This is a genomic window from Streptomyces sp. Da 82-17, assembly GCF_046098215.1.
In the GTDB taxonomy this organism is placed as follows: domain Bacteria; phylum Actinomycetota; class Actinomycetes; order Streptomycetales; family Streptomycetaceae; genus Streptomyces.
The window spans coordinates 20978-39617 of sequence record NZ_JBJURH010000034.1; the positions used below are offsets into that span (position 1 = coordinate 20978).

The window sequence follows — 18640 nt, forward strand, 5'->3', positions numbered from 1 at the left end:
CCGGCGGTCTCAGAGCGCGCGCAGACCGTTGATCACGTCGCGCAGGATACTCTCGTCCGGCAGTTCGGCCGGGGGGACCGGCCGCGTCACATGCACCAGTTCGCGGGCCACGAGGTCGCCGACGAGGACCCGGACCACGCCGATCGGCAGGTCGAGCTCGGACGCCAGCTCGGCCACGGACTGCGGGCTCTCGCGGCAGAGCTTCACGATGTCGACGTGCTCGGGGGCCAGGCTGTGGTCGGCCTCCCGGTCGTCCGCCGCGGACTCGGCGACGACGACCGCGATCAGGTCGAGGCGGTGCTGCCCCTCACTGGAGGTACGGCCCCGCGTCATGGCGTACGGGCGCACCACCGGTCCCGCGTCGTCGTCGAACCAGTGGGGCGCCCCGTAACCCGCATTACCGTCGATGGTCATGCCATTCCACTACCCGCCCGCGGGCGTATCGGTGCGCGGCGCGGTGCCCAGATGTACGCCGACCCGCTTCACGAGGAGCGTCATCTCGTAGGCGATCAGGCCGACGTCGGATTCCGAGTCCGCGAGCACGGCCAGGCAGCTGCCGTCGCCGGCGGCGGTCACGAACAGGAACGCGTCGTCCAGCTCGACCACGGTCTGCCGGACCCGGCCCGCCTCGAAGTGCCGGCCGACGCCCTTGGCGAGGCTGTGGAAGCCGGAGGCCACGGCGGCCAGGTGCTCGCTGTCCTCCCGGGTCAGGTCGGCCGAGACTCCGGTGGCCAGGCCGTCCGACGACAGGACGACGGCCTTGCGGATCGTCGCCACGCGCGCGACGAGGTCGTCGAGCAGCCAGTTCAGCTCGCCGATCGGACCGGCGGTCTTCGGTGCGGTCATGGACCGTCCCCCTCTGTGGTGCGGTGTGCTGAGTCGCCCTCGGCGGCGCCGGGGCGGGGGTCTTCGGTGGTACGGGCGGCGTCGTCCAGCTCGCCGTTGTCGCGGCGGCCGCGCTGCCAGCCCCGCTGGAGTGCGGCCATCCGGTTGCGCACCTCCTCGGCGTCCCGGTCGGCGGGCGCCTCGTCGCGCACGGGCCTGCGCTGCGGCTCGCCCTTCAGCTGCGGCGCGAGGCTGGCCTGCCGCACGCGCCGGGGCAGGGCGGCGGTCGGGATGTCCTCGTACGGGGCGGGCGCGGGCCGGTCGCCGAAGGCGGTGGCGGCTTCGCCGCTCACGTCGTCAACTTGCCTGCTCTGGGCCGGAGTTCCCGGTTCCGGCGATGCGTCACCGCGGGCTTCGTCGTCCGTGCGCTCGCTCGCGCCGCGGCCCGCGAGCCGGGCCGGCAGGTCGCCGCGCAGTTGGTCGCGCGGCGTGAGGACGCGCTCGTCGGAGCCGAAGTCCGAGCCGAAGTCCGAGCCGAACTCCGGGCTGTTGTCCGAGCCGGAGCCACCCGTACCAGCACCCGCGCCCGTACCGGAGCCCGCGCCCGTGCCGTGGTCCGCGTTCGCCCCGGAGTCCGAGCCCGAGGCGGCCGACGCCTCGGCGCGCTCCGGCCTCCCCGGCCGCTCCTGCCGCTCCTCCCCGACCGGACGCCCGTGCGAGCTCACCAGCTTCGGCGCGCGGCGGCGGGGCAGCGGTACGGGAGCGGCGGTCGCGTCCGGGCGGGCGGCGTCGCCGTCCGCGCGGTCCCCGGCCTGCTGGTGCTCGCCCCGGTCGGCGCGGCCCCTCCCCCGGTCGCGGCCCTTGCCCCCGGACTTGCGGCGCGGCCGGAACAGGCCACCTCGCTCGCTGTCGTTGTCCTCGATGTCGCCGAGCCCGGCGAGGTCGGAGAGGTCGAGCCCCAGGCCGCGTACCCGCTCCGCGTCCTCCAGCGGCGCCTCCAGCTCGACGGGCCCGTCGAGGACCGTCGACTCCAGAACGGACCTGGGCAGTCCGGGCAGTTGGGCGGGCACCTTGGTGAGCCGTGCCCCGCGCTCCCCCGCCGGCTCCTCCGCGCGCGCCGCCGACCGGTCGAGCCGGATGCCCCCGCTGGTGTCCCCGTCGGGCACCGCGGTGAGCAGGGCGTCCGGCACGAAGACGACGGCCGTGGTCCCGCCGTACGGGGACTGCTGCAGCGAGACGCGGACGTTCTGGCGCTGGGCGAGCCGGCTGACCACGTACAGGCCGAGCCGGTCGGTGTCGGAGAGCTCGAACTCGGGGGTCTCGGCGAGCCGCAGGTTCGCGTCGAGCAGCGCGTCCGGGGTCATGCCGAGGCCGCGGTCGTGGATCTCCAGGGTGAAGCCGTTGGCGACGCGTTCGCCGTGCACCTGGACCGCGGTGTGCGGCGGCGAGAACACCGTGGCGTTCTCCAGGAGTTCGGCGACGAGGTGGGTGAGGTCGGCGACGGCCGGTCCGGTCACCGCGATCCGGGCGAGCCTGCGCACCTCGATCCGCTCGTAGTCCTCGACCTCGGCGACCGCGGCCCGTACGACGTCCATGAGCGGCACCGGCTTGCGCCACTGCCGGGACGGGGCCGCGCCGGAGAGGATCACGAGGCCCTCGGCGTGCCGGCGCATGCGGGTGGTCAGGTGGTCGAGGCGGAACAGGTCGGCGAGTTCCTCGGTGTCCTCGGTCCTGCGCTCCATGGCGTCGAGCAGCGTGAGCTGCTTGTGCAGCAGGACCTGGCTGCGGCGGGCGAGGTTGACGAACACCTCGGAGACGCCGCGGCGCATGTCGGACTGCTTGACGGCGGCCTCGACGGCGGCCCGCTGCAGGGTGTTGAGGGCCTGCCCGACCTGGCCCATCTCGTCCTTCTCGTACTCCAGGCGCGGCGCCTCGGTCTCGACGTCGACCTGCTCGCCCGCGGCGAGGCGGCGCATCACGCTGGGCAGACGGACGCCGGAGACCTCGTGGGCGTCCTTGCGCAGCCTGGACAGGTCGCGGATCAGTCCGCGGCCGATGCGCACGGACAGGACGATGGAGAAGAGCAGCGCGAGCAGACCGAGGACTCCGGCCGCGCCCGCGCGCACGAAGATGCCGATCACCTCGGGCTCGACCCGCTCCTGATAGCGGTCGCCCGCCTCGGTGTTGAGCTCGGCGAGGTCGTCGAGGACGGTCTTCGCGGCCTTGTCCCAGGTGGTGGAGGTGATGCCGCGCGGGGCTCCGGTGCGGCCCTCGACGACGTTCTTCTCCAGCTCCAGGAGCGGGGTGGCCGCGGGGCTGCTCCAGTAGCGCTCGAAGCGGTCGCGTTCGGAAGCGGGGAGCAGTTCCAGGCTGACCTCGCTGCGCAGCTGGCGCCGGGCGCGCTGGTCGGCCATCTGCCGCTGCTGCTCGGCGTCGAGGCGGCCGCGCACCAGTACGGCGGAGACCAACGCGTCCTGGCGGGACAGGAGTTCACGGGTGCGGGCGAGGTCGACGAGGGCCTGGCCCTCCTTGTCCAGCGGCACGTCGTTCACGGTGTCGAGGCCGGAGAGGAACGTGTAGCAGGGGTCGATCAGGCGGTTGTAGAGCGTGAGGGCCTGGCCGGCGGATATGGAGCCGTCCTCGACGGTGCGGCGCAGGGTGTCGATGCCGTCGAAGGCCTCGATGAGCGAGTCGAGGCGGCGCGCGGTCTCGCCGGACATCTCCTCGCGCACGTCCGGGTTCTCGGCGTTGGCGCGGACCTCCGCGACCCTGTCGTTGGTGGCGTCGCGCTGTTCGTGCAGCCGGGCGGGCGCGTCGGACGCGCGCGGGTCGGCGAGGTAGACGAGCGTCGCGCGGCGCTCCTCCTGCAGGACGCGCACCGCGTCCTCGATGGGGAAGCCGACCTTCTCGACGACGGTGGAGGCCCCCAGGAGGCGGTCGGCGGCGCGGGCCGTGACGACGGTGGTGACGGCCCAGATCACCGTCAGGGACACGAGCGGCACCAGCAGCAACGCCACGATCTTCCGGCGGATGGTTTTCCCGCGAAAGCGCATGGCCTCCCCCAGCTCAACCCCGGATACCGGGGGTACGTGCGGCAATAAACGGCGCGAGCCTACTACTCCCGGGTGATCAACTCGAAGGCACGTGCGGTCACGATCGGTCGTCCTGCGTCTGAACTGTGCGCAACCCGTCACGAGTTGTCCGCTCTTACCGGGAGATGGTCACCCCGCCCGAACCGGCCCGCGCGGAAGCATCCCGCCACCGGACCCGCCCAGTTGGCCGGAATCGACCCTCCGCCCGCGCGCGTCTCCCCCTCCCGCGCGCCCCTCCCCGCACCCCCGCGACGGGAACGTTCCGGCCTCGTCGTACGTTTTGTCCGTACGGGTTGTCCGTACGGGTGTCCGCGGCCGTCGGGTGGGATCGCGCCGCGGGCGTTTCCCTCGCGCCCGTGCGGGAGTTAGGGGAGAGCGAGGGGGCACGGGACACCGTCGCAACACCGTCGCACGGGGGCGAAGCACCCGATGGAGTGGCGTAATCCGGTGCAACAAGGGCACCCCGTGAGGGGTCGGGCGAATGCGCCGGGACGAACCGGTCGCACAGCGTGGGGAGTGAGTCGATGGGCACGGCGGCGCACGGGGGTCCGCAGGGCGAAGAGGCCGAGGGGCAGCGGCAGTTGTGGGTGGACGACCCGGTGGGGCGCCCCAGCATGCCGGACCCCGTCCGGACGGCGGCGGTCCGCGCGGTGATCATCGTGGCCGTGACCCTCACCCAGGGGATGATCGCGGTGCTGTGCACGCTCGCGGGCTCCTGGCTGGCCTTCCCGATGGTCCTGAGCAGCGTGGCGAGCACGGTCGTGGCGACCTGGTCGGTCCTGGACGTCTGGGTTACCAGACAGGTCTGGAACCAGCGGTACGGAGTGGTCTCCTCCCCCGCGAGCACCGCCCGCCGCCTGCGCAGGGAACGCCGCCGCGCCCGCCGCGCCGCCCGCTCGGCGGCCCGGTCCCGGCCATCGGAGGCGGCGAGGCTCGCCGCGCCCTGAGCGCAGACGCGCCTGATCGCAGCACCGGGCGACAGCGGACACCTAGAGGCCGCGTACGACCGTTCGGTAACATCACGTTGCGCACAGCGCCCGCATGCGCGCTCTGCGCAACAGAATCCGGGCGGGAGTCGGGCCGCGTCCGAGGCCGTCCCGCAGATGCGGCGCGGACGACGCCGCCAGGTGGTGAGTACTGACCGATGACCGGAAAACAGAAGAGGGCAGCGACCAACGGCAGCGTGAGCGCGGTGCAGTCCGTGGACCGTGCGGTGAGCGTTCTGGAGATTCTCGCCCGGCACGGCGAGGCCGCGGTGTCAGAGATCGCGGACGAGCTGGACGTGCACCGCTCGACGGCGTTCCGGCTGCTCGGCGTCCTGGAGAACCGCGGTCTCGTGTCCCAGTCGGCGGACCGCGGCAAGTACTACCTCGGCGCCGGCGTGCTGCGTCTCGCGGGCGCCGCCGCCGTACGGCTCGACATCTCGCAGGAGGGCGCGCCCGTCTGCCGCGACCTCGCGGACGAACTGGGCGAGACCGTCAACATCGCGGTCCTCGACGACGACGCCGCGGTCAACATCATGCAGGCCCGCGGCTCGGCCGCCGTCACCGCGCAGAACTGGCTCGGCCGACGCACCCCGCTGCACGCCACGTCCAGCGGCAAGGTGCTGCTCGCGCATCTGCCGCAGGCCCTGCGCGAAGGCCTGCTCGCCCGCACACTCCCCCGCTTCACCGAGCACACCGTGACCGGCACGGTCCAGGTGCGGGCCGAGCTGGAGGCGGTGATCGAGGACGGGTACGCGCGCGCCCTGGAGGAGTTGGAGATCGGCCTCACCGCCGTCGCGGCCCCGGTGCGGGCGCACGACGGCAAGGTGATCGGCGCGCTCAGCGTGTCCGGGCCCGTGTACCGCCTGACGGAGGACCGCCTCGACGAGCTGGCCAAGCGGACCGTCGAGGTCGCGGACGACCTGTCGCGGCGCATGGGGTACGGGTTCTGACCCTGCGCCGCGCGGCGGAGGCCGGCCCTCCCCGGGAGTCCTACTCGGCCGCCTCCGCCGGGCGCTTGAACATCCGCGTCGCCGTGATCTCGCCGTGCACCGTCTCCCCCTCCGGGTCCTGCTGCGGCAGGCCCGGGCGCAGGTGCTCCTCCACGCTGATGTACTTCAGGCCCGCCCGCAGGTCCGCGTCGTTCCGCAGCCGGATGACCAGCGGGAACTCGGCGAGCGCGGTCGTGTCGAACAGCCCTGTCGTGTACAGGAGCTGGACGCCGAGCGCGTCGGCGACGGCCCGCTGCAGTTCGAGCAGATACGTGGCGTTGGCGCGGCCGATGGGGTTGTCCAGGAACAGCGTGCCCGCGTGCCGGTGCTTGTCGCGGCCCCGGTCGTTGGAGCGCAGCGCCGCCATCGTGCAGTACAGCGCGATGGCGGCGGTGAGCAGCTGGCCGCCGGAGAACACGTCCCCCATCTGTCCGACCGGGACGCGCTCGGCGCGCAGCACCGCGTCCGGCTTGAGGATCTCCACGGCCACGCCGCGCGGTTCGATCGCGGCCTGAACTCCCCTGAGCAGCAAGGACATTCCGTCCCGCCGCAGGTCGGAGTTCTTCTTCACCGCCGCGCGCGTGGCCTCGTCCACGACCTCGCCGAGCCGTTCGGTGAGCGTCGCCTGGTCCGGCTCGTCGAAGCGGATCCGCAGGAACTCCTGGCCCGACCACTCGCCGAGCCCCTCCGGCAGCCGGGACAGGCGCTGCGCCGAGCGGAGCGTGGTCAGCGCGGACTCGACCAGGCCGCGCAGCCGGTCCACGATCGAGTCGCGGTTGCGCTCCAGCTGCTCCAACTCGTCGGTGAGGACCCGCAGTCGGGGCGCGAACGCCTCGGCCCACTTCGCGGCGTGCTCCGGCAGCGCGGACGCGGGCAGCTCCCGGATCTGCTGCCGCGCCGGGGTGCGGACCTGCTCGTACCGCGTCGAGTTGGCGTGTCGTACGAGCACGTCGCTCGCCTCGCGGACCGCGGCCTCGGCGGCGGACAGGTCGGCGGCACAGCCGCGCAGGGAGCGGCGGGCCTCGGCTGCGGACTGCCGGGCCTCGTCGAGGGAACCGGCGTACGGCTCCGGCTGCTCCGTGGCCTCCGCGGCCGACTCGTCGTGGTGGTCGCGGAGCAGGTCGCGCAGGAGCGCCGCCGTCTCGTCGAAACCGCCGGCGCCGTCCTCGGCGGCGCGGTGCGCGTGCAGCAGCTCGGCGTGCGCCTCCTTGGCCTGGCTCAACGCCTCGGTGCAGGCGGCGAGTTCGGCGGCGGCGGTGCGCAGCAGGGCCTGCGCGTGCTCGGCGTCGGACGGGACGAGCTCGTCGGGCAGCTCCGTGTGCGCGTCGCCCTCCTCGGGCGCGTGCCGCTCGGCCTCGCCGCGGAGCCGGCCGAGCTGCTCGCTCGCCGCGGACATCCGGGTCTCCAGCATCTGCACGAGCGACTCGGCGCGGGCCGCGGCGGCCTGCCGGGACGGCCCGTCCGCGCCGTCGGTGCCCTCCAGGAGCTGGGCGGCGCGGGTGCGGACCTTGTTGCTGAGCCGGTCCAGGTCGGCGAGCGCGGCGCTCTCGTCGCCCTCGGCCCGGGCCTGGTCGGCGCGGAGGTCGGCGCCGACGCCGACCTTCTCGTACAGCTGCGAGGCCGCGCGGTACGCCTCGCGGAGCGCGGCGAGCGGGGCGTTCGGCGGCTCCGCGTCCAGCGCCTCGTCCTCCGGGGCGCCCGCGATCTCGGCGCGCTCGGCCCGCAGGGCGCGGGCGGTGCGGCGGGCGTCGTCGGCGGCGCGCTGGGCGGCCCTGCGGTCCTCGTCGGCGGCGCGGGCGCGGTCCAGGCAGGACTGCGCGCGGGCCTCGGACTCCACGGCCTCGTCGGCGAGTTCGCGGAGCTTGGCCTGCCAGGCGGCCCGCTCACGCAGCCGGAACGCGAGCCCGGCGAGGGCGTCGGCGGCGCGCCGGGCGCGCTGCGCGGCGTCCTGCCGCTCGTCCCGCACCCGCGCGGCGTCGGCCGCGGCCTCGTCCGCCTCCGCGCGCGCGGTGCGGGCCTCGGCGAGCTCGGCCTCCGCCTCGTCGGCGAACGCGCGGGCGGCGCGGGCGGCCTCGGCCAGCTCGCCGAGGCGTCCGGCGGGGCAGCCGGAGCGCCAGGAGGAGAGCCGGGCGGCCAGCTCGCGGTCCTTGCCGAGGCGCGCGGCGAGCTGCCGGATCTCCTCGTCCCGCTCGGCGGCCCGCGTACGCAGCGCCTGCCGCTCCTCGTCGGCGGCGTGCTCGTCGTGCATGGCCGGGTTCGGCGGTACGAGGAACACGTCCTGCGCGGTCGCCGCCGCGTCCGGGGCCGGAGTGGGCGCGACGAGCGCGGCGGCGGTGCCGACGGCCACGGCGGAACGCGGCAACAGGGCGGCGCCGTCGAGGACTTCACGCGCGCGTGCGTGCGTCTCCGGGTCGGTGATGACCACGCCGTCGACCAGCTCGGGGCGGGCGGCGAGCACGCGCGCGTGGTCCGCCGGGTCGACGGCCTGGGCGAGGTAGCGCCAGCCGGGCAGGGCGGGGATGCCGTGCTCGCCGAGGAACTCGACGGTGGCGAGGACGTCCGGTCCTGGCGGGAGCAGGCCGCCGTCGCCGAGGGCGCCGAGGATGCGGGCGTCGTCGGCGGCGGCCGTGCGCAGCTCGAACAGCTGCCGCTCGGCGTTGCCGACGCCCTGGTCGAGGAGTTCCTTCAGTTCGTCCGCGAAGCGGTCCAACTCCTCGAAGCTGAGGGTGTGTTCGGCGACGCCCGGCTCGTCCGCCGTCCCGGCTCCGGCGGCCGTCCCGGCTCCGGCGGCCGTTCCGGCGTACGCGGGCGCCGGCTCGCCGTCCGTCGCCGCGGCCGTGCGCGGCTGGGGCACCGCGCGGCGGGCGGAGCGGGCGGCGCCGGGCAGGCCGAGGAGTTCGACGAGGCGTTCCTCCGCGGCCAGGGACTCGGCGGCGCCGCGCTCGGCGTCCCAGGCGTGGGCGGCGGCCTCGGCGGCGTCGGCCGCGCGGGCCGCGGTCAGTTCGGCGCGGGCCTCCGCGGAGGCGGCCTCCTTGGCGCGCTCGGCGGCTCCGCGCGCGGCCTCGCGGGCCGTGTCCCAGGCGGCGACCGCCGTCTTCTCGGCGTCGCTCGCGGCGAGCGCGGCACGGGCCGGGTCGGTGTCCGGCTCGGCGTCGTCGAGCCAGCCCGCGCGGACGGCCTCGGCGGTCTCCTGCTCGACCTCGGCGAGGCGCTGGCGCAGGTGACCGGCCTCGCTGCGGGCGCGCTGCGCCTCGGTGGCTGCGGCGGTGGCGTCGCGGTGCGCGGTCTCGCCGGCCTCCTGGAGCGCGGCCGAGCGCTCCTCCTCCTCGTTGGCGTGCCGCTCGCCGTCCTCCGCGGCGGCGTGCAGCGCGCGGACCAGGTCGGAGGCGGCCTTGGCGCGGGCGGCGAGCGCGGGCGCGGCGTCCCGCTCGGCCTCGCGGATGGCGGCGGCCACGCGCGCGGAGCGGTCGGCGGCGGCGCGGTGGCGGAGCACGGCCTCGGCGGCCTGCCAGGCGGCGTGCAGCGTACGGGCGTCGGCCAGCTCGCGCTTCTGCGCGGCGGCGGACTTCTCGGCGGCGGTCAGCGCCAAGGAGGCGTGCCGGTAGGCGAGTTCGGCGGCGACGGCGGCGCTGCGGGCGCGCTTCCGCTCGGCCTCGGTGACGGTGTGGGAGGCGGCGGTGACCTGCTGGGCGAGGTCGGCGGCACGGCCGCGCTCCTCGGCGGCGCGGGCGGAGAGCCTGCGGGCGAGGGTGCGGGTGCGGCGCTCGGCGGCGGAGTGCACGTCACGCGCGCGTGCCCGCACCTCCGTGCCCTCGACGATGCGGCCGAGGAGGTCGACGGAGCCGGCCGTGAAGTCCCGCTCGGCGATCAGTTCGGCACGCCGGCCGAGCTTGTTGCCGAAGCCGCTGACCAGGTCCGCGAGGCCGTCGGTGTCCCGGGTGTCGGTGACGGCGCGGAGCAGCAGGTCGGTGAAGTCGGAGTCCTTCTTGACGGCGAAGAGGCCGGCCGCCTCGCCCTCGTCGGCGTTCATCTCTCGCTGGTAGCGGAAGAGTTCGGGGTCGAGGCCGAGGTCGCCGAGGTGTTCGTTCCAGCGGTCGTGGATCTCCTCCCAGTGCACCTCCAGGTGCGGGTACGCCTTGCCCGCCTCGGTGAGGGCGTCACGGAAGCCCTTCATGGTGCGGCGGCGGCCCTGCGCGCCGGACGCGCCCTCGGCGGCGCGCATCGCGGTCGCCTCGGCCACCGGCAGGTTGTCCAGGCTGAGCCCGGGCCCGGGCCGGAAGGAGTACCAGGCCTCGGCGAACTTCCGCGGGTCGTTGGAGACCTGGCGGCCGCGCCACTCGCTGACCTTGCCGACGACGACGCACTCGCCGGTGAGGGTGTGCTGCCACTCCAGGGCGACGTGCCCGCAGTCGTCGGCGAGCAGGAACTTGCGCAGCACGCCCGAGCTCGCGCCGCCCAGGGTGTTGCGGTGGCCGGGCAGCATCACGGAGAAGATCAGCTTCAGGAGGACGGACTTGCCGCCGCCGTTCTCCAGGAACAGCACGCCCGCGGGGGCCGGGCGGCGGGGCGGGCCGGCGGGCTCGTCCTCGAAGAACTCCGCCTGCGTGGGCGCGGGGTCGGGCACGGCGGCGCCGACTCCGCGCAGATCGAGCACGGTGTCGGCGTAGCGCGCACCGGCTGGTCCGATGGAGTAGAGGCGGACCCGGGACAGCTCGTACATGGCGGCGGACTCTCGTCGTCAGTCAGAAGTCGTGTGTCGTACAGGGGTGTTGGCGGCGGGCGCCCGTGCGCTCTAGTGCCGCTGCTCGCCCGCGTGGAAGGGCAGGCCTGCGCCTTCCGCGAGCTCCAGGTCGCCCTCGGCCTCGGCGGGCAGCAGGCTGGCGGAGCCGTCGGTGACGGGCACGATGCCGAGCTCCAGGAGTTCGGCCATGGCGGCGCTGCCCGCCATGTCGCGCACCTGCAGCTGATAGCGGGCGGTCGTGCGGTACGTACCCCCCGAGTCGTCGCCAGTGCGCTGCAGGAAGCCGGAGTCGGTGAGGAACGCGACGGCCTTGGCGACGATGCCGGTGGTCGATCCGGCGAGGCGGCGGGCGTCCTTGGTGGCGCCGGTGGAGCTGCGCCGGGCCCAGATCCGCCAGGCCGCTTCGAGCCCGGGGGCGTCGCTGGCCGGGTCGGTGTTCTCGCCCTGCTCCTCGGCCCGCTCCTCCAGGCGGCTGCAGGCCTGGCGGACGAACGCGTCCACGCCGTTGACGGTGACCCGGCCGATGTACGCGTCGTCGGCGAGGTCCTCCGGGCGGGGGAAGGCCATGGCGGCGACGGAGAGCTGGGCGAGGCCGTGCAGGAAGCGGTCGCCGGCGTCGGAGGAGGCGCGGCGGGCGTAGTCGCCCATGCGGACCGCGAAGACGGAGTCCTCCGCGGCGGTGACGGCCATGCCCGCGCGCGGGGAGACCTCCAGGACGACCAGGCCGAGGCCGGTCGCGACGGCGTCGGCGAGCCGCGCGAAGGGTGCGTCCTCGCGGTACCTGCGCAGCAGTTCGGTGTACTCGGCGTCCCGCGCGGGCTGCAGTTTCGGCTGGAGGCCGAAGGAGACGAGCCGCGCGGCGTCGGCGGCGTCCGCGGGTGTCACGGGCGCGTGCGCCGGGCGCTCCTCGGGCTCGCTCCAGGGGGCGGCGTCCTGCTGGTGGTCGGTCACGGGTACTGCTCCTCGTACGTACGGAAAAGGCCGAAGCTCGGGGCGGAGGGGCGGGCGGGGGCTCTCATGCGGCCTCCGTCCGGTCCGCCGCCATGCCGGCCGCGTCGAGCAGTGCCGTGCCCACGATCAGGTCGGCGCCGCCGAACTCCGGGTCGTCGAGCTCGGTGCCGTCGTCCACGGCGAACAGCAGCTTGGGCTCGCCCTGGCGGTAGGCCGTGCCGACCGGAGGGCTGGCCGCGTGCACCGCCAACAGGGCGACCAGGTAGGGCAGTTCGAGGTCGCCGGTGCCGCGGGCTTCGGCGAGGAGGCCGGAGAGGCGCCGGGGCGCGTCGTGCTCCAGGTCGAGCAGCTCCATGGCGGCGGCCAGCTGCTCCTCGCTGAACCGGCTGTCGTCGGGGGTGGCGACGAGGTCGGGCTCGGGCATCTCGGCGCCCAGGTGCTCGCGCTCCAGGGGCGGGGTGAGCAGCAGGTCGACCAGGTCGCCGACGCGGACCGAGGACGGCGTGCGCAGGCCGACGCCGCGCGCGAAGAACGCGTCGGTGACGCGCAGCGCCTGCTCGACGGGGAGCGGCAGGACGGGGGCGACCAGCTGGCCGTAGAGGTCGAGGCCCGCGCGGGCGGCGGGCGGGGCGAAGGCCTGGCGGTCCTGCTCGGCGCGGAACAGCGGGCCCGCTTCGAGGAGTCGGGACTGCAGCTGGGTGTGGCGGCGGATGCAGTCCTTGACGATGTCGACGAGTTCGGCGGCGCGGCGCTTGTGCTCGGGGTCCTCGGCCTCGTCCCTGGCCTTGCGGATGTTGGTGAGGATGGCGTTCTCGTGGCGGTACCGGTCCGCCACGTGGTCCAGGGCCTCCGCGATCATGTCGGGGACGGCTTCCAGCCAGTCGACCGCGCGGACGTTGCGCCGCGTGGCGTCGAGGGCGCGGCGGAGCGTCTCGCTGTACTGCACCGTGCGGTAGCGGGCCTGCTCGGCGGCGAGCTGGGCGTCGGCGAGGCGGCCGCGGCTGATCAGCACCTCCAGCTTCACCTCGGCTGCGATCTGGGCGCTGGTCACGTCGGTGTCGAGGGCGCCCACCAGGACGTTGACCGCTTCGTCGGTGGTGCGCAGGTAGACACCGCCGCCGTAGCCGGGGACCTCTTCGATGAGCTTGAAGTCGTAGTCACGGCGCACATAGGTGCCGTCCGGGCCGAACGTGCCGTACACGGCGCGGAAGCCGCGGTCCACGCTGCCGACGTTGATCAGGTTCTCCAGGACCCAGCGGGCCACCCGCTCGTGCTCGGAGCCGGGGCGCTGCGGGGCCTGGGCGGCGATGCGGGGGACGAGCCGGGCGACGATCTGGTCGTGGTCCGCGCCCGTGTCGAAGTCCATGTTGAGCGTGACCAGGTCGATCGCGGAGAGGGCCACTTCCGCCATCGCGTACACCGAGTACTCGCCCGCGAGGTTGGCCTTGCGGGTGTCCAGGTCGTGGAGCGGGGCCGTGCAGGCGAGGGCGCGCAGGCGCCGGGCCAGGCCCTCGTCGGCGGCCGGGCCCGGAGCCGGGGAAGGTACGGCGTTGGCCGGGGCTGGTGCAGTCACGACGGAAAGATTAGGCGGTCCCACTGACAACGGCCGAAACGACGCAGATGAGACGGGGTCCGAGTCCGCTCGACGCCCGATTTGCCTTGTTTGTGCGGGCAGTTGGCGTCACGCCGCGATCACAGGGCGTGACGGGCCCGCAGGCCCCCTCGCCCCCCTCATCCCTCCCCCGAGTCCTCCAGCCCCGCCTCGTACGCCTCGACCATCCCGAGCCGGGAGTCGTCGAGGTAGCGGGCCAGGAGGCGCTCGGCGGCCGCACGGTCGCCCGCCGCGAGGGTGTCCAGAATCTCCCGGTTGCGCGCCAGGTAGGGCTCGTGCAGCCGGCGCGGATCGTCCACCACGTGGAAGCCCAGGCGCAGTTCGGCGAAGACGCTGCGCATCAGCTCGTCCATGCGCGCGCTCCCGGCGAGGGCGACGAGCTCGCCGTGGAAGCGGATGTTGGCCGTGCCGACGCCCTTCCAGTCCTTGGCCTTCGCCGCCCGGTACCCCTCGTCGACCGCGGCGGCCGGACCGTCGAGCGCGTACGGCGGACGACCGAGGCCGCGGACCACGGCGCACTCGACCAGGCGGCGGGTGCGGAAGATGTCCTCGACGTCCTCGACGGTCAACACCCGTACGAAAACGCCCCTGTTGAGCTCGTGCGTCAGCAGCCGCTCGTGCGTGAGCAGCCGGAACGCCTCCCTCAGGGTGTTGCGCGAGACCTTGAGCGCCGAGCCGATGCTCTCCTCCGAGAGCCGCTCGCCGGGCGGGAAGTACCCGTCGGCGATCCGCCCGCGCAGGATGTCCGCCACCCGCTCCGCCGTGCTCGTGCGCCCCAGGAGCGCACGGTCGTCCACGAGTCCGCTCATCGCTCGTCCACCAGGCCTGCCATGGCGGGAATTCAAGCGCAGATACGAGAACGAAACAACACGGGTATTGAGGGATTGTTGAACAATCCCCTACGGTGCTCGGAACGCGAACCGCACAGCGAGCTCGTGCGGCGACCCGCACAGCGAACTCCCGAAGCGCCCTGCGCCCTCCTCCCACTCCTTGCGAGGTGCCGGATGAGCACGACCCCTCAGGGAAACCCCACCGCGGCGGCCGACCCCGCTTCCGCACCCGCCCAAGTCGCCGACGACAGCGGCGCGTTCGCCTGGCTGCGCGCCCTCGGCCCGCGCGGGCGGCGCGCGTTCGGCGGCGCGTTCGGCGGCTATGCGCTCGACTCGTACGACTACTTCACGCTGCCCCTGAGCATGGTGGCGATCTCCGCCTACTTCGCCCTGGACAGCGGCCAGACCGGCCTGTTCACCACCGTCACGCTGGTCGTCTCGGCCGTCGGCGGCGCGCTCGCCGGAGTGCTCGCCGACCGCGTCGGCCGGGTCAGGGCGCTGATGCTCACGGTGATCACGTACGCAGTGTTCACCGTGGCGTGCGGTTTCGCGCCCAACTACGAGACGCTGCTGCTGTTCCGCGCCCTTCAGGGGCTGGGTTTCGGCGGCGAGTGGGCGGTCGGCGCGATCCTGGTCGCCGAGTACGCCACGGCCAAGCACCGGGGGCGCACCCTCGGCGCCATCCAGAGCGCCTGGGCGGTCGGCTGGGGCCTCGCCGTGATCGTCTACACGCTGGTCTTCCAGTTCCTCGACGAGAGCCTGGCCTGGCGCGTGATGTTCTTCACCGGCGCCCTGCCCGCCCTGCTCGTGATCTACGTACGGCGCAACGTGAGCGACGCGCCCGAGGCCGCCGAGGCGCGTCGACAGAGCGGCGAGAAGGGCTCGTTCGCCGCCGTCTTCAAGCCCGGCCTGCTGCGCACCACGCTGTTCGCGGTGCTGCTCTCGACCGGCGTCCAGGGCGGCTACTACACGCTGTCCACCTGGATCCCCACCTATCTGAAGACGGAGCGCGGCCTGTCGGTGGTCGGCACCGGCGGCTATCTCGCGGTGCTCATCTCCGGCGCCTTCATCGGCTACCTGACCGGCGGCTGGCTCACGGACGTGCTCGGCCGGAAGAAGAACATCGCGCTCTTCGCGTTCCTCTCCGCCCTGTGCATTCTGTCCTTCTCCACCATCCCCGAGGGCGCCAACACCACGCTCCTTGTGGTGAGTTTCCCGCTCGGCTTCTGTATGTCGGCCATTTTCAGCGGCTTCGGCTCGTTCCTGAGCGAGCTCTATCCGACGGCGGTACGCGGCACGGGGCAGGGCTTCACGTACAACGCGGGTCGCGGTATCGGTGCCGTTTTCCCCACCCTGGTGGGCTTTCTCGCGGAGAGCTGGGGCGTCGGCGGCGCCCTGGTCTTCGGCGCCCTCGCCTACGGCATCGCGGTCCTGGCGCTGCTCGGCCTGCCCGAGACGCGCGGCAAGGAGCTGGCATGAGCAGCACGGCCGCGGATCAGCGGCCACGCGCGATACGTGCCCGTTTCCGCGCCGGCGAGAGCCGCCCCACCGCCGGACTCGCCCCGGGCCACACCCAGGCCAACCTGATCGCCGTCCCGGCGGACTGGGCGTACGACATGCTGCTGTTCTGCCAGCGCAACCCGAAGCCCTGCCCGGTGCTCGACGTGACCGACGCCGGGGCCTGGACGACCCAGCTGGCGCCCGGCGCCGACCTGCGCACCGACCTGCCCGGCTACCGCGTCTGGCAGGACGGCGAACTCGTCGCCGAGCCCACCGACGTGACGGCGCACTGGCGCGCGGACCTGGTGACGTTCCTGCTCGGCTGCAGCTTCACGTTCGAGGCGGCGCTGGTCGCGGCGGGCGTGCCGATGCGCCACGTCGAGCTCGGCCGGAACGTGCCCATGTACGTCACGGAGCGCCCCTGTCGGCCCGCTGGGCGCCTGCACGGGCGGATGGTGGTCTCGATGCGTCCGGTGCCGCCGGAGCGCCTCTCGACGGCGATCAGGGAGACCGCGCTCTTCCCGTCGTTCCACGGCAGCCCGGTGCACTGCGGCGACCCCGCGGCGCTCGGCATCGCCGACCTCGCCCGGCCGGACTTCGGCGACCCCGTCGACGTACGGCCGGACGAGATCCCGGTGTTCTGGGCGTGCGGCGTGACCCCGCAGGCCGCCGTGACGGCGTCCCGGCCGCCGTTCGCGATCACCCACGCACCGGGCCGGATGCTCATCACCGACTCCCGCGACGAGCACTACCGGGTGCTCTGAAAACCCTCACCAGTAAGGACGTACGTACGCACATGAGCCAGGTAGTCATCGACCTCAACGCCGACCTCGGCGAAGGCTTCGGGCGGTGGCGGCTGACCGAGGACGAGGAGCTGCTGTCCGTGGTCACCAGCGCCAATGTGGCCTGCGGCTTCCACGCCGGTGACGCGGTCACCATGCGCCGGGTGTGCGAGCTCGCCGCGAAGCGGGAGGTGCGCATCGGCGCGCAGGTCTCCTACCGCGACCTGGCGGGCTTCGGGCGGCGCGCCATGGACGTGCCCGCCGACGAGCTCAGCGCCGAGATCGCCTACCAGATCGGCGCGTTGGAGGTGTTCGCACGGGCCGCCGGCACGCGCGTGTCGTACGTGAAGCCGCACGGCGCGCTCTACAACCGGGTCGTGCACGACGACGTACAGGCCGCTGCGGTCGTCGACGGTGTGCTGCTGGCGGGCGGCGGGCTGCCGCTGCTCGGCCTGCCGGGCTCGCGCCTGCTCGACGCGGCGGAGCGGGCCGGACTGCCCACGGTGACCGAGGCGTTCGCCGACCGCGCCTACACGGACGAGGGAACCCTGGTCCCACGCGCGCGTGCCGGTGCCGTGATCACCGACCCGGACGAGGTCGTGGCCCGCTCCCTCGACCTGGCCGGAACGGGCTCCGTGGCGGCCCTGTCGGGGCGCCGGGTCCAGGTGGGCGCCCGCTCCCTGTGCCTGCACGGCGACACCCCCGGCGCGGTCGACCTCGCGCGCGAGGTGCGCGCCCGCCTGGAGGCCGAAGGCGTCGACGTACGGGCCTTCGCATGAGCCGCACACGCGCGGAGGCCGGTCCGAACTCCGGGGCGGGCCACGGCACTTCGAGGCTGACGACCCGGCTCGTCGGCGAGCACGCCCTGCTCGTCGAGCTGGACAGCGGCGCGGCCGTCGAGGCGCTGCACGCCGCCCTCCTGCAGCGCCGCGAGACGGGCGACCTGCCGCCGGTGCGGGAGATCGTGCCCGCGGCCCGCACGGTCCTCCTGGACGGCCTGGACGACCCGCGCGCGCTCGCCGCCGCCCTGCCCTCCTGGGACGTGCCCGAGGTGCCGGCACGCGCGCCGCAGACCGTCGAGCTGCCGGTGCGCTACGACGGGCCGGACCTGGCGGAGGTCGCGGCGCTGTGGGGCGTGGCGGTGGACGAGGTGGCCAGGATCCACGCGGCGACCGAATTCCGCGTCGCCTTCTGCGGGTTCGCGCCCGGCTTCGGCTACCTGACGGGCCTGCCGGAGCGGTACGCGGTGCCCCGCCGCGCCACCCCTCGTACGTCGGTGCCCGCCGGGTCGGTGGCGCTCGCCGGTCCGTACACCGGGGTGTACCCGAGCGCTTCGCCCGGAGGCTGGCAGTTGATCGGCTCGACGGACGCGGTGCTGTGGGACCACGCGCGCGTGCCGGCGGCGCTGCTCGCGCCCGGCACGCGCGTGCGGTTCGTCCCGGCCGGGGCCGAGGCGGTGCGGGGATGACGGACAGCGCCTTCGCCGTGGTCCGCGCCGGCGCGCTGACCACCGTGCAGGACCTGGGGCGCGCGGGCCACGCCCACCTCGGAGTGCCGCGTTCCGGCGCCTTGGACGCACCGGCCGCCCGGCTCGCCAACCGCCTTGTGGGGAACGCCGGTTCGGCCGCCGTCCTGGAGACGACCCTGACCGGCTGCGCGGTGCGCCCCCGCCGTACCGTCACAGCGGCGGTCACGGGCGCGCCCTGTCCGGTGCGGGTGGACGGCCGCCCGGTCGCCTGGGGAGCGCCCGTACGGGTCCCGGCGGGCGCGCTGCTCGATGTGGGGGCGGCGGTCGCGGGCGTGCGGTCGTACGTGGCGCTGGGCGGCGGTGTCGCGACGGAGGCGGTGCTCGGGAGCAGGTCGACCGACCTGCTGTCCGGGCTCGGGCCCGCGCCCCTGGCCGACGGTGCGGTGCTGCCGCTCGGCGCGGAGAACGGGCCGCACGCGCGCGTGGACGTCGCCCCGCAGCCCGCGCCGCCCACGGAACTCGTCCTCAGGGTGACGCTCGGGCCGCGCGCCGACTGGTGCACCCCGCAGTCACTGAAAACCCTCACCACTCGCGCGTACCGGGTCTCCCCCGCGAGCAACCGCATCGGCCTGCGCACCGAGGGTCCGGCCCTGGAACGGGCGATCAGCGGCGAACTGCCCAGCGAGGGGCTCGTGTCGGGCGCGATCCAGGTCCCGCCGGACGGCAGGCCTGTGGTGTTCCTCGCGGACCATCCGACGACGGGCGGCTATCCCGTCGTGGCGGTGGTACGCGAGGCGGACCTGTGGTCGGCTGCCCAGGCGGTGCCGGGAACTCCGGTGCGGTTCGTGCTGTAAGGCACGGGCG

Annotated in this window: 14 protein-coding genes; 7 read left to right on the plus strand and 7 right to left on the minus strand. The window is 74.4% G+C overall.

Going from position 1 to position 18640, the window contains the following annotated elements; all coding sequences use genetic code 11:
- Positions 1-9 precede the first annotated feature (9 nt).
- Genes ACIDOF_RS35935 through ACIDOF_RS35945 form a run of 3 tightly spaced genes read right to left on the minus strand, consistent with a single transcriptional unit; the run spans position 10 to position 3878 of the window.
- Positions 10-414 (minus strand): DUF742 domain-containing protein, encoded by a 405-nt coding sequence (locus ACIDOF_RS35935; protein WP_409010452.1) that lies wholly within the window; start codon positions 412-414, stop codon positions 10-12.
- Between the two features lie 9 nt (positions 415-423).
- Positions 424-846, minus strand: a complete 423-nt coding sequence (locus ACIDOF_RS35940) for a roadblock/LC7 domain-containing protein (RefSeq protein ID WP_409010453.1) — start codon at positions 844-846, stop codon at positions 424-426.
- A complete protein-coding gene (locus ACIDOF_RS35945) occupies positions 843-3878 on the minus strand; it encodes a nitrate- and nitrite sensing domain-containing protein (RefSeq protein WP_409010454.1) in 3036 nt (1011 codons plus the stop codon). Before ACIDOF_RS35945 ends, ACIDOF_RS35940 begins: the two co-directional genes overlap by 4 nt.
- 563 nt (positions 3879-4441) lie before the next feature.
- Between ACIDOF_RS35945 and ACIDOF_RS35950 the strand changes: the two genes are divergently transcribed.
- Positions 4442-4864: a hypothetical protein gene (locus ACIDOF_RS35950; protein WP_409010455.1), complete on the plus strand. Its 423-nt coding sequence runs from the start codon at positions 4442-4444 to the stop codon at positions 4862-4864.
- A gap of 197 nt (positions 4865-5061) precedes the next feature.
- Positions 5062-5853 (plus strand): IclR family transcriptional regulator, encoded by a 792-nt coding sequence (locus ACIDOF_RS35955; protein ID WP_409010456.1) that lies wholly within the window; start codon positions 5062-5064, stop codon positions 5851-5853.
- Between the two features lie 40 nt (positions 5854-5893).
- On the opposite strand, the gene ACIDOF_RS35960 is transcribed toward ACIDOF_RS35955, so the two are convergent.
- From ACIDOF_RS35960 to ACIDOF_RS35975, 4 genes are all read right to left on the minus strand, one after another.
- Positions 5894-10612: a hypothetical protein gene (locus ACIDOF_RS35960; protein WP_409010457.1), complete on the minus strand. Its 4719-nt coding sequence runs from the start codon at positions 10610-10612 to the stop codon at positions 5894-5896.
- Between the two features lie 72 nt (positions 10613-10684).
- Complete coding sequence (locus ACIDOF_RS35965; protein WP_409010458.1) at positions 10685-11584, minus strand: hypothetical protein; 900 nt, start codon at positions 11582-11584, stop codon at positions 10685-10687.
- A gap of 64 nt (positions 11585-11648) precedes the next feature.
- A complete protein-coding gene (locus ACIDOF_RS35970; protein ID WP_409010459.1) occupies positions 11649-13157 on the minus strand; it encodes a hypothetical protein in 1509 nt (502 codons plus the stop codon).
- 158 nt (positions 13158-13315) lie between these two features.
- Positions 13316-14005, minus strand: coding sequence for a GntR family transcriptional regulator (locus ACIDOF_RS35975; protein ID WP_409010460.1), 690 nt, complete (start codon positions 14003-14005; stop codon positions 13316-13318).
- 195 nt (positions 14006-14200) lie between these two features.
- Here ACIDOF_RS35975 and ACIDOF_RS35980 point away from each other — a divergent pair, with 195 nt between their 5' ends.
- From ACIDOF_RS35980 to ACIDOF_RS36000, 5 genes are read left to right on the plus strand one after another with little or no spacing between them, the layout of a single operon-like run.
- Positions 14201-15505 carry an MFS transporter gene (locus ACIDOF_RS35980; protein WP_409010461.1) on the plus strand — a complete coding sequence of 435 codons (1305 nt, stop codon included), beginning with the start codon at positions 14201-14203 and terminating at the stop codon, positions 15503-15505.
- A complete protein-coding gene (locus tag ACIDOF_RS35985) occupies positions 15502-16290 on the plus strand; it encodes a putative hydro-lyase (protein WP_409010462.1) in 789 nt (262 codons plus the stop codon). Before ACIDOF_RS35980 ends, ACIDOF_RS35985 begins: the two co-directional genes overlap by 4 nt.
- Positions 16291-16322: 32 nt before the next feature.
- Entirely contained in the window at positions 16323-17087 is a 765-nt protein-coding gene (locus ACIDOF_RS35990; protein ID WP_409010463.1) for a LamB/YcsF family protein, read from the plus strand.
- Entirely contained in the window at positions 17084-17776 is a 693-nt protein-coding gene (pxpB, locus tag ACIDOF_RS35995; RefSeq protein WP_409010464.1) for a 5-oxoprolinase subunit PxpB, read from the plus strand. Before ACIDOF_RS35990 ends, pxpB begins: the two co-directional genes overlap by 4 nt.
- Positions 17773-18630 (plus strand): biotin-dependent carboxyltransferase family protein, encoded by an 858-nt coding sequence (locus ACIDOF_RS36000; RefSeq protein WP_409010465.1) that lies wholly within the window; start codon positions 17773-17775, stop codon positions 18628-18630. Before pxpB ends, ACIDOF_RS36000 begins: the two co-directional genes overlap by 4 nt.
- Positions 18631-18640 lie beyond the last annotated feature (10 nt).

What these genes read in the sequence shown, in the direction of transcription:
- ACIDOF_RS35935 (WP_409010452.1), bottom strand. Translation starts at nt 414, where the DNA reads ATGACCATCGACGGTAATGCGGGTTACGGGGCGCCCCACTGGTTCGAC.
- ACIDOF_RS35940 (WP_409010453.1), bottom strand. Translation starts at nt 846, where the DNA reads ATGACCGCACCGAAGACCGCCGGTCCGATCGGCGAGCTGAACTGGCTG.
- ACIDOF_RS35945 (WP_409010454.1), bottom strand. Translation starts at nt 3,878, where the DNA reads ATGCGCTTTCGCGGGAAAACCATCCGCCGGAAGATCGTGGCGTTGCTG.
- ACIDOF_RS35950 (WP_409010455.1), top strand. Translation starts at nt 4,442, where the DNA reads ATGGGCACGGCGGCGCACGGGGGTCCGCAGGGCGAAGAGGCCGAGGGG.
- ACIDOF_RS35955 (WP_409010456.1), top strand. Translation starts at nt 5,062, where the DNA reads ATGACCGGAAAACAGAAGAGGGCAGCGACCAACGGCAGCGTGAGCGCG.
- ACIDOF_RS35960 (WP_409010457.1), bottom strand. Translation starts at nt 10,612, where the DNA reads ATGTACGAGCTGTCCCGGGTCCGCCTCTACTCCATCGGACCAGCCGGT.
- ACIDOF_RS35975 (WP_409010460.1), bottom strand. Translation starts at nt 14,005, where the DNA reads ATGAGCGGACTCGTGGACGACCGTGCGCTCCTGGGGCGCACGAGCACG.
- ACIDOF_RS35980 (WP_409010461.1), top strand. Translation starts at nt 14,201, where the DNA reads ATGAGCACGACCCCTCAGGGAAACCCCACCGCGGCGGCCGACCCCGCT.
- ACIDOF_RS35985 (WP_409010462.1), top strand. Translation starts at nt 15,502, where the DNA reads ATGAGCAGCACGGCCGCGGATCAGCGGCCACGCGCGATACGTGCCCGT.
- ACIDOF_RS35990 (WP_409010463.1), top strand. Translation starts at nt 16,323, where the DNA reads ATGAGCCAGGTAGTCATCGACCTCAACGCCGACCTCGGCGAAGGCTTC.
- pxpB (WP_409010464.1), top strand. Translation starts at nt 17,084, where the DNA reads ATGAGCCGCACACGCGCGGAGGCCGGTCCGAACTCCGGGGCGGGCCAC.
- ACIDOF_RS36000 (WP_409010465.1), top strand. Translation starts at nt 17,773, where the DNA reads ATGACGGACAGCGCCTTCGCCGTGGTCCGCGCCGGCGCGCTGACCACC.